Here is an 8,746-nt window from a genome sequence, read left to right on the forward strand (position 1 = left end):
TCCTGTGAACTCCCCCAGGGCCGGAAGGCAGCAAGGGTCAATGGGCTCTGTCGGGTGCGCGGGGTCCCCTATGTCCGATGAGTGGCGACCCGCTCCGCCCGGCTCCGCCGCGCTTGCGATCGCCACGAGGCCATGAGTGGCGACCCGTTTCGCCCGGCTCCGCCGCCACTGGTTTCCCGCTTTCGACAGCGAAAGGGTTCATGGTGTCGCTGGAGTCCCTCACCCCCGCCGAGCTCGCGGCCGCGAACACTCGTCATCAGCAGGACTACGCGGACCTGCAGGCCAAGAAGCTCTCTTTGGACCTGACCCGCGGCAAACCGGCACCCGCCCAGCTCGACCTGTCCAACCAGCTGCTGAGCCTGCCCGGCGACGACTTCCGCGACAGCGAGGGCACCGACACGCGCAACTACGGTGGCCTGCACGGCCTGCCCGAGCTGCGGGCCATCTTCGGGGAGCTGCTCGGCATCCCGGTGCAGAACCTGATCGCGGGCAACAACTCCAGTCTGGAGCTGATGCACGACCTCGTCGCCTTCTCGATGCTGTACGGCGGCGTGGACTCGCAGCGGCCCTGGAAGGACGAACCGAGCATCAAGTTCCTATGCCCGGCGCCCGGCTACGACCGGCACTTCGCCATCACCGAGACGATGGGCATCGAGATGATCGGAGTCCCGATGCTGTCCGACGGGCCGGATGTCGACCTGATCGAGGAGCTGGTCGCCGCAGACCCGGCCATCAAGGGGATGTGGACGGTGCCTGTGTTCGGCAACCCCACCGGGGTCACCTACTCCTGGGACACGGTCCTGCGGCTCGTCCAGATGCGGACCGCGGCGCCCGACTTCCGGCTGTTCTGGGACAACGCATATGCGGTGCACACCCTGACGCATGACTTCGTCCGACAGGTCGACGTGCTCGGGCTGGCCGCCGCGGCCGGCAACCCCCATCGGCCCTACGTGTTCGCGTCCACCTCGAAGATCACCTTCGCCGGCGCCGGAGTGAGCTTTTTGGGCGGATCGCTGGGCAACATCGCCTGGTACCTGCAATACGCGGGAAAGAAGTCGATCGGGCCCGACAAGGTCAACCAGCTGCGGCACCTGCGCTTCTTCCGCGACGCCGACGGGGTGCGGCTGCACATGCTGCGGCACCAGCAGATCCTGGCGCCGAAGTTCGCGCTGGCCGCCGAGATCCTGGATCAGCGGCTCAGCGACTCCAAGATCGCGTCGTGGACCGACCCCAAGGGGGGCTACTTCATCAGCCTCGACGTGCTGCCCGGCACCGCGAAGCGGACCGTCGCGCTGGCCAAGGATGCCGGCATCGCGGTCACCGAGGCGGGTGCGTCGTTCCCATATCGGAAAGATCCGAAGGACACGAACATCCGGATCGCGCCGACCTTCCCGTCGCTGCCGGACCTGCGCGACGCCGTCGACGGCCTGGCCACCTGTGCGCTGCTGGCGGCGTCGGAGTCGCTGCTGGCGTCCCAACGGGTTTGAGTCCGCGCCGACTGTGCGCTGACGGCGGGAAATGCGGCGAGATCGCGCCCTACCCGCACATTCGAAGCCGCCGATGCACACTCGATGCCACGCGGACGGTCGTCACTGTGCGCCGGTAGCGTGGGCGACCGTGGCCCTCTACCGCAAGTACCGACCGGCAACCTTCGCCGAAGTGGTGGGGCAGGAGCACGTCACCGAACCACTGTCGATCGCCCTGGAAGCCGGCCGGATCAACCACGCGTATCTGTTCTCGGGCCCGCGCGGGTGTGGGAAGACGTCGTCGGCGCGCATTCTGGCCCGCTCGCTGAACTGCGTTCAGGGTCCGACGGCCACCCCGTGCGGGGTCTGCGACTCGTGCCAGGCGCTGGCGCCCAACGCGCCCGGCAGCATCGACGTGGTGGAACTCGACGCCGCCAGCCACGGCGGCGTGGATGACACCCGCGAGCTGCGCGACCGCGCGTTCTACGCGCCCGCCCAGTCGCGCTACCGGGTGTTCATCGTCGACGAGGCGCACATGGTCACCACGGCCGGCTTCAACGCGCTGCTCAAGATAGTGGAGGAACCTCCGGAACACCTCATCTTCATCTTCGCCACGACCGAGCCGGAGAAGGTGCTGCCAACGATTCGGTCGCGCACCCACCACTACCCGTTCCGGCTGCTGCCGCCGAAGACCATGCGGGCATTGATCGCGCGGATCTGCGAGCAGGAGGGCGTCGCCGTCGACGACGCCGTCTATCCGCTGGTGATCCGCGCCGGCGGCGGCTCACCTCGCGACACCCTGTCGGTGCTGGATCAGTTGGTGGCCGGCGCCGAGGGTGCGCACGTGACCTATCAACGGGCGCTGGGTCTGCTGGGCGCCACCGACATGGCGCTGATCGACGACGCGGTGGACTCCCTTGCGGCCGCCGATGCCGCGGCGCTGTTCGGCGCGGTGGAGTCGGTGATCGATGCCGGCCACGATCCGCGGCGGTTCGCCACCGATCTGCTCGAGCGGTTTCGCGACCTGATCCTGCTGCAGGCCGTCCCGGATGCGGCCAGCCGTGGCGTGGTGGACGCGCCGGAGGACGTGTTGGAGCGGATGCGTGAGCAAGCGACCCGGATCGGGCCGGCAACTTTGACCCGCTACGCCGAGGTGGTGCAGGCGGGGCTGGGCGAGATGCGCGGAGCCACGGCGCCGCGCCTGCTGCTCGAGGTCGTGTGTGCGCGGCTGCTGCTGCCGTCGGCCAGCGACACCGAATCGGCGCTGCTGCAACGCGTTGAGCGAATCGAGACCCGGCTGGACATGTCGATTCCCGGCTCGCAAGCGCCGGCCGCGGCGCAACGTAGCGCCCAGGCCGAAGATCAACCGGTCCGGTTCACCCGGCCGTCGGAGGCGGCCGCCAAGCCCGAACCGAAAGGCGAACCGACCCCGGAACCCAAGCCGGCTCCGGTCGCAGAACCGGTTCTGGCACCAGGCGCGGCGGCGCCCCCCGAACCGGCTCCGTCGCCGGTGGCCGAATCAGCTTCTGCGCCAGGTGAACTCAACACCGCGGCGGTACGCAGCATGTGGCCCACGGTGCGGGAAAAGGTGCGTCAGCGCAGCCGTACCACCGAGGTGATGCTGGCCGGGGCCACCGTCCGGGCCATCGAGGGCAACACGTTGGTGCTCAGCCATGAATCGGCGCCGCTGGCCAAGCGGCTCTGCGAGCAGCGCAACGCCGACGTCATCGCCGAAGCGCTCAAAGACGCGCTGGGTGTCAATTGGCGGGTGCGGTGTGAGGCCGGCGTGCCGGTGGCGGCAGCGTCACCCCCTCCCGCCGCCGGGGAAACCGGGGCGGCAATTCCCAATGTGGCCGAGCCCGCGCCCGACGTCGATTCCGCACGCCGCGACGAAGAGGAACACATGCTCGCCGAGGCGGTCCGCGACGAGCCGTCGGCGCCGCGCCGCGACCCCGAAGAGGTCGCGCTCGAACTGCTGCAGAACGAGTTGGGTGCCCGCCGCATCGACAACAGCTAGTGGCGACCGTGAGGGCGGCGTGGCCGGGAGCGACGGGTCGCCACCATCAACCAGTGGGTCAGGCCGTCCACCACGGTCGCAGCGGCAGGTCGTCGTCGCCCCGCGCGTCGGTGTTGCCTGCCAGCACGTGATGGAGCTGAAGGTTGTTCTGCTCGAACGCCACCCGTGATGCCGCCATGTACAGGCCCCACACCTTGGCGGTCGGCAAGCCGACCTCGGCGACGGCCACGTCCCAGTGCTCGACCAGGTTGTGGCACCAGTCGCGCAGCGTCATCGCGTAGTGATGGCGGAAGTTCTCCGCGTGCAGCACCTCGAAGCCCACATCCTGGACCGCACAGGTGATGCGGCCCGAGCCGGTCAGCTCCCCGTCCGGGAAGACGTAGCGGTCGGTGAATCCGCCGGCGAACGAGGTCGAGGTGTTGTCGAGGCGGGTGATGCAGTGGTTGAGCAGCAGACCGCCGGTGCGCAGCTTGGACTTCAGGAACCCGAAATAGGCCGGGTAATTCTTGACGCCGATGTGCTCGGTCAGCCCGATCGAGGAGACCGCGTCGAACTGCGTCTCGCCGACGTCGCGGTAGTCGGAGTGCCGCACCTCGGCCAGCTCCGCCAGCCCCTCGTCCGCGATCGCCCGCTGCGCCCACTTCGCCTGCTCGGCCGACAGGGTGGCGCCGATCGCCCGCACGCCGCGGCGCGCGGCGTAACGCACCATGCCGCCCCAACCGCAGCCGACGTCGAGCAGCCGATCACCCGGCTGCAGCCGCAACTTTTCGAAAATCAGCCGGTATTTGTTTTGCTGTGCGTCCTCCAAAGTCGCCTCGGCGTGGGGATACACCGCGCAGGTATAGGTCATCGACGGGCCCAACACCAATTCGTAGAAGGTGTTGGAGACGTCGTAGTGGTGATGGATGGCCTCGGCGTCGCGGGTCTTGCTGTGCATCAGCCCCTCGGTGACGCGGCGCCACCGCGGCCGGGTCTCCTGCGGTGGCGGTGGCACCGGCAGCAACCGCTCGAAGCCCAGCGAACGGACGACGTTGGCCAGCACCCGCGCCGGGGGCCGCTTGAATTCGACCCGATCGGTCAGCGTCTTGAGCAGTCGATACGGATCGCCAGGATGCACGCCGTACGCCTGCAGGTCGCCCGACACGTAGGCGCGGGCCAAACCGAGTTCGCCGGGCGCGGTGGCCAGGTAGGTGGCCCCGCGGGGCGTCCGAAGATCCAGACCCAATTCGGCGTCTTCGCTACCGGCCGTGCTGCCGTCGTAGGCGGTGAACTTCAGTGGATGTCGCCCGGTCGCGGCGAACAGTTCCAGGATTTCGGCCATGCTCAATTTGCCGGTCGGCGAGCGGTGGGGTTCTTTTGTGGTCGTCATCGCCGTTGCACCGCCTTCGCGTAGAGGTCGAGTAAACGAGAATCGGGGTCGTAGGTTTTCTTGACGGTGTTGTAAGCCTCGCCGCCATACAACTCGTCGAAGTCCTCACGGGAGTAGAAGGACTCGGAGTACAGCGACTTGTGGCCGCCGAGCTCGCCCACCTTGGCTTCGATCATCCGATTGGTGGCGCCCTCGGTGGCGCCGGCCGGCACCGAGGACCAAAAGCCGACATTGACATACGTGTGATCCGGCCGCATCGGGTACAGCGGCCAGCCCTGATGGTCGCGCAGACGCAACGGGCACAACCAAATTGGAGTGATGGGCACGCTGTCCAGGAACCACTGAAGGAAGTCGCAGGTGCGTTCGATCGGCACCTCGACGTCCTGCACCACCCGTTCCCGGGGTGGCCGGCCGTTGCGCGCCTCGATGCGGTCGGACAGCCCGAAGCGGCGGTCCATGGAAATCAGCTTCGAATAGACGCTGCTGCGCCGATAGCGCCGCGGCCACCAGCGTCGCAGTCGGGGGTTCTGCACGCCGAATGCTCGTGAGCACCAGAACCAATCGGTGTCCCAGCGCCAGAAGTAGTCGCTTATGGTCAGCCGGTCATCCTTGGTGGCTTCCACGCCCGGGGCATCGTGCCGGATGGACTGGTAGTAGATGTCGCGGCCGGTGTAGTCGCTGACCGGGCCGGGAGTGGCGGTCCGCCGACCCACACACAGGTAGCTTTCGTCGGCGCTGAACACGACGCCGTCGAGGTAGTCGACGGGCGTCCCGCCCTGCCCGCCGGTGTCGATGATGCGTTCCATGGCCGCAACCAGATCGGCCAGCGAGCGGAATCGGACGTGCCGCAGCGCCACGAACGGCGCGACCGGCTCCAGCTCGATCCGGAGCCGGGTTGAGTAACCAAGTGTCCCATAAGAATTCGGGAAGGCGCGGAACAGGTCGGGGTGCTGGCTGCGCGACGTGGTGAGCAAATCGCCAGCGCCGGTGAGGATATCCATCTCCAGCACGGACTCGTGTGGCAGGCCGTTGCGAAACGACGCCGACTCGATGCCCAGGCCGCTGACCGCACCGCCGAGGGTGATGGTCTTCAATTGCGGTACCACCAGTGGCGAAAGGCCGTACGGCAGGGTCGCGGCCACCAGGTCCTCGTAGGTGCACATGCCGGCCACGTCGGCGCTGCGGCTTTCGGGATCGACCGAGAGGACGCCGGTCAGCCCGGACGTATCCAGGCCGCGCGCATCGCGTTTGGTGCGGGCGCGGAACAGATTTGACGTCGGCTTTGCCAGCCGGACGGCGGATGTCGGGGGAATGGATCGATAACTTGCCAGCATCCGGTCAACGCCAGACTTGTGGGCCGAGAGTGCAGATCCAAGGACAGGCACCACATATACCCTAGTCTTCGACAACAACCCGTGCACCCGCCGGAAGGGCAGCGTCGGGAAATCATCATGAGGAGGGGTCGCTTTGGCACAGGTGAGCGCAGAGAGCACCATTCTGATCAACGCGGAGCCTGCGGCAACCCTTGCCGCCGTCGCGGACTATCAGACCGTCCGCCCGAAAATTCTCTCCCCGCAGTACAGCGACTATCAGGTGCTGCAGGGCGGGCAAGGGGCCGGCACGGTCGCCAAGTGGAAACTGCAGGCCACCAAATCGCGGGTGCGCGAGGTGCAGGCCAACGTCGACGTGGCCGGGCACACCGTCATCGAGAAGGACGCGAACTCATCGATGGTGATCAACTGGACGGTCGCTCCCGCCGGACCCGGCTCCAGCGTCACTGTGAAGACCAGCTGGGCCGGCGCCGGCGGTGTGAAGGGCTTCTTCGAGAAGACCTTTGCGCCGTTGGGGCTCAAGAGGATTCAGGGCGAGGTGCTGGCCAACCTCAAGAAGGAACTGGAAAGCTGAGCTAGCGCCGCAGACTCAGCGCGCCTGGCCCTGCGAGGCCAGGAAACCCGCGACACCGCGGACCAGTGCGTCGGCGTACTTCTGCCGGCCTTCGGCGGACTCCATCAGCGCCGAGTCCGCGGGGTTTTTCATGTTGCCGCACTCGACGAGGATCGACGGGTACTGCGCCAGGTTCAGGCCGGTCAGGTCCGAGCGGCCGTAAAGCCCGTTCTGGCCGATGTAGTTTGCCGGCGGGATCCCCGAGGCCTGCAGCTGGTCGCGCATGATCCGCGCGTACTGCACCGACGGGCCCGCCTGTACCTGGTTGAGCGGCGGGGCCGAGTAGTTGACGTGGAATCCCCGGCCGGACGGCGGGCCGCCGTCGGCGTGGATGGACAGGACCGCGTTGGGGTGCAGCGCGTTGGCCGCGTTGGCGCGTTCGTCGACGCACGGGCCGAGGGCGTTGTCGTTGGCGCGGGACAGCGCGGTCCGCACCCCCAGGGCGTTCAACTCGGCGCGAACGCGCAGCGCGGTGTCCCAGGTGAAGGTGTGCTCCATGTAGCCGGAGTTGGTGGCCGTCCCGCTGGTCTGGCAGTCCTTGGTGCCGCCGCGACCGGTGGGCACCTGGCGGTTGATGGAGCCATCATTGGAGCCGTTGTGGCCCGGATCGATGAAAACCACCATGCCGGCGATGCTGGATGGGGCTGCCATTGCGTTCGGGATGATGATGGCCGACGCAGCAACGATCATGCAGATGATCGTCCTGAAGCCGACACGCCTGCTCACTCGTAGGTCCACGGCGCAAAGCTAGCGCCGCGCGGTCTACGCTGGGTGTTTCGAATCGCCGGACACTCACGAGCGAAACCAACTCGAGACCAAGATGCGAGGGGATTGTCATGCAACCCGGAGGCGATATGTCGGCGCTGCTGGCCCAGGCGCAGCAGATGCAACAGAAGCTCATGGAGGCGCAGCAACAACTGGCTAACGCTGAGGTACGCGGTCAGGCCGGTGGGGGCTTGGTCGAGGTCGTCGTCAAGGGCAGCGGCGAGGTGGTCGCGGTGAAGATCGATCCCTCCGTCGTCGACCCGTCTGACGTTGAGACCTTGCAGGACCTGATCGTCGGCGCCATGGGTGACGCTTCCAAGCAGGTCACCCGGATGGCCCAGGAACGGCTGGGGTCGCTGGCCGGCGGCTTCGGCCCGCCGCCCGGGCAACCGCCCGCGCCGGCGCAGGGGCTTTAGACTCCGCGACCGACATGTTCGAAGGACCCGTCCAGGATTTGATCGACGAGCTCGGCAAGCTGCCGGGCATCGGACCCAAGAGCGCCCAGCGCATCGCCTTTCACCTCTTATCGGTTGAACCGCCGGATATCGACCGGCTGACCGCGGTGCTGGCGAAGGTCCGCGACGGCGTGCGGTTCTGTGCGGTGTGCGGCAACGTCTCCGACAACGAGCGCTGCCGTATCTGCGCCGATCCCCGCCGGGACGGCTCGCAGGTGTGCGTCGTCGAGGAGCCCAAAGACATCCAGGCCGTCGAGCGCACCCGCGAATTCCGTGGCCGCTACCACGTGCTGGGCGGTGCGCTCGATCCGTTGTCCGGGGTGGGACCCGATCAGCTGCGGATCCGCGAGCTGTTGAGCCGGATCGGGGAACGGGTCGACGACGTCGACATCACCGAGGTGATCATCGCGACCGATCCGAACACCGAAGGCGAGGCGACCGCCACCTACCTGGTGCGGATGCTGCGCGACATCCCCGGGCTGACGGTCACGCGGATCGCATCGGGGCTCCCGATGGGCGGTGACCTGGAGTTCGCCGACGAACTGACGCTCGGTCGCGCGCTCGCCGGCCGCCGGGCCATGGTCTGAAGCCGGCCAGCGACCTCTCATGCGCCGGCCAGCTCGCCGGCCTCACTTTCGACCGCGGGCCCGGATCCCGGCAGCGGCTTGCCCGCGACTTCCGGCATGAATCGAAGGGCGACCATCCCCACCAAGCCCGCGAAGATCAGCAT

General features: G+C 67.6%; 8 protein-coding genes and 1 other RNA gene. 6 read left to right on the forward strand and 3 right to left on the reverse strand.

Translation table 11 applies throughout. The features are described from left to right. From ffs to A5652_RS21040, 3 genes are all read left to right on the forward strand, one after another. Nucleotides 1-76, forward strand: an RNA gene (gene ffs / locus A5652_RS21030) — signal recognition particle sRNA small type; the annotation flags it as partial. A 127-nt stretch (nucleotides 77-203) separates the two neighbouring features. Further along, on the forward strand, nucleotides 204-1,487 hold the full coding sequence (locus tag A5652_RS21035; RefSeq protein ID WP_156745459.1) for an aminotransferase class I/II-fold pyridoxal phosphate-dependent enzyme: 1,284 nt from the start codon (nucleotides 204-206) through the stop codon (nucleotides 1,485-1,487). Nucleotides 1,488-1,617: 130 nt separating this feature from the next. Continuing rightward, nucleotides 1,618-3,483, forward strand: a complete 1,866-nt coding sequence (locus A5652_RS21040) for a DNA polymerase III subunits gamma/tau (RefSeq protein ID WP_067356137.1) — start codon at nucleotides 1,618-1,620, stop codon at nucleotides 3,481-3,483. Nucleotides 3,484-3,541: 58 nt separating this feature from the next. On the opposite strand, the gene A5652_RS21045 is transcribed toward A5652_RS21040, so the two are convergent. Together A5652_RS21045 and A5652_RS21050 are read right to left on the reverse strand one after the other, a co-directional pair. Further along, entirely contained in the window at nucleotides 3,542-4,852 is a 1,311-nt protein-coding gene (locus tag A5652_RS21045) for a class I SAM-dependent methyltransferase (protein WP_197514039.1), read from the reverse strand. After that, complete coding sequence (locus A5652_RS21050; RefSeq protein WP_067356141.1) at nucleotides 4,849-6,240, reverse strand: FAD-binding oxidoreductase; 1,392 nt, start codon at nucleotides 6,238-6,240, stop codon at nucleotides 4,849-4,851. The genes A5652_RS21045 and A5652_RS21050 overlap by 4 nt, the downstream gene beginning before the upstream one ends. Nucleotides 6,241-6,319: 79 nt before the next feature. On the opposite strand from A5652_RS21050, the gene A5652_RS21055 reads away from it, so the two are divergent. Beyond that, complete coding sequence (locus A5652_RS21055) at nucleotides 6,320-6,757, forward strand: SRPBCC family protein (protein WP_067356145.1); 438 nt, start codon at nucleotides 6,320-6,322, stop codon at nucleotides 6,755-6,757. A 15-nt stretch (nucleotides 6,758-6,772) separates the two neighbouring features. Here A5652_RS21055 and A5652_RS21060 read toward each other — a convergent pair whose 3' ends face one another. Next, on the reverse strand, nucleotides 6,773-7,534 hold the full coding sequence (locus tag A5652_RS21060) for an Rv3717 family N-acetylmuramoyl-L-alanine amidase (RefSeq protein WP_197514040.1): 762 nt from the start codon (nucleotides 7,532-7,534) through the stop codon (nucleotides 6,773-6,775). A 98-nt stretch (nucleotides 7,535-7,632) separates the two neighbouring features. Here A5652_RS21060 and A5652_RS21065 point away from each other — a divergent pair, with 98 nt between their 5' ends. Then, complete coding sequence (locus A5652_RS21065; RefSeq protein WP_082971177.1) at nucleotides 7,633-7,977, forward strand: YbaB/EbfC family nucleoid-associated protein; 345 nt, start codon at nucleotides 7,633-7,635, stop codon at nucleotides 7,975-7,977. Between the two features lie 14 nt (nucleotides 7,978-7,991). Further along, nucleotides 7,992-8,603: a recombination mediator RecR gene (recR, locus tag A5652_RS21070; RefSeq protein WP_067349723.1), complete on the forward strand. Its 612-nt coding sequence runs from the start codon at nucleotides 7,992-7,994 to the stop codon at nucleotides 8,601-8,603. Nucleotides 8,604-8,746 lie beyond the last annotated feature (143 nt).

Origin of the sequence: Mycobacterium sp. 1165178.9 (genome assembly GCF_001673555.1) — a bacterium.
Classification (GTDB): domain Bacteria; phylum Actinomycetota; class Actinomycetes; order Mycobacteriales; family Mycobacteriaceae; genus Mycobacterium.

Coding starts and splice junctions, on each gene's coding strand:
- recR (WP_067349723.1), top strand. CDS start 7,992: ATGTTCGAAGGACCCGTCCAGGATTTGATCGACGAGCTCGGCAAGCTG.
- A5652_RS21045 (WP_197514039.1), bottom strand. CDS start 4,852: ATGACGACCACAAAAGAACCCCACCGCTCGCCGACCGGCAAATTGAGC.
- A5652_RS21065 (WP_082971177.1), top strand. CDS start 7,633: ATGCAACCCGGAGGCGATATGTCGGCGCTGCTGGCCCAGGCGCAGCAG.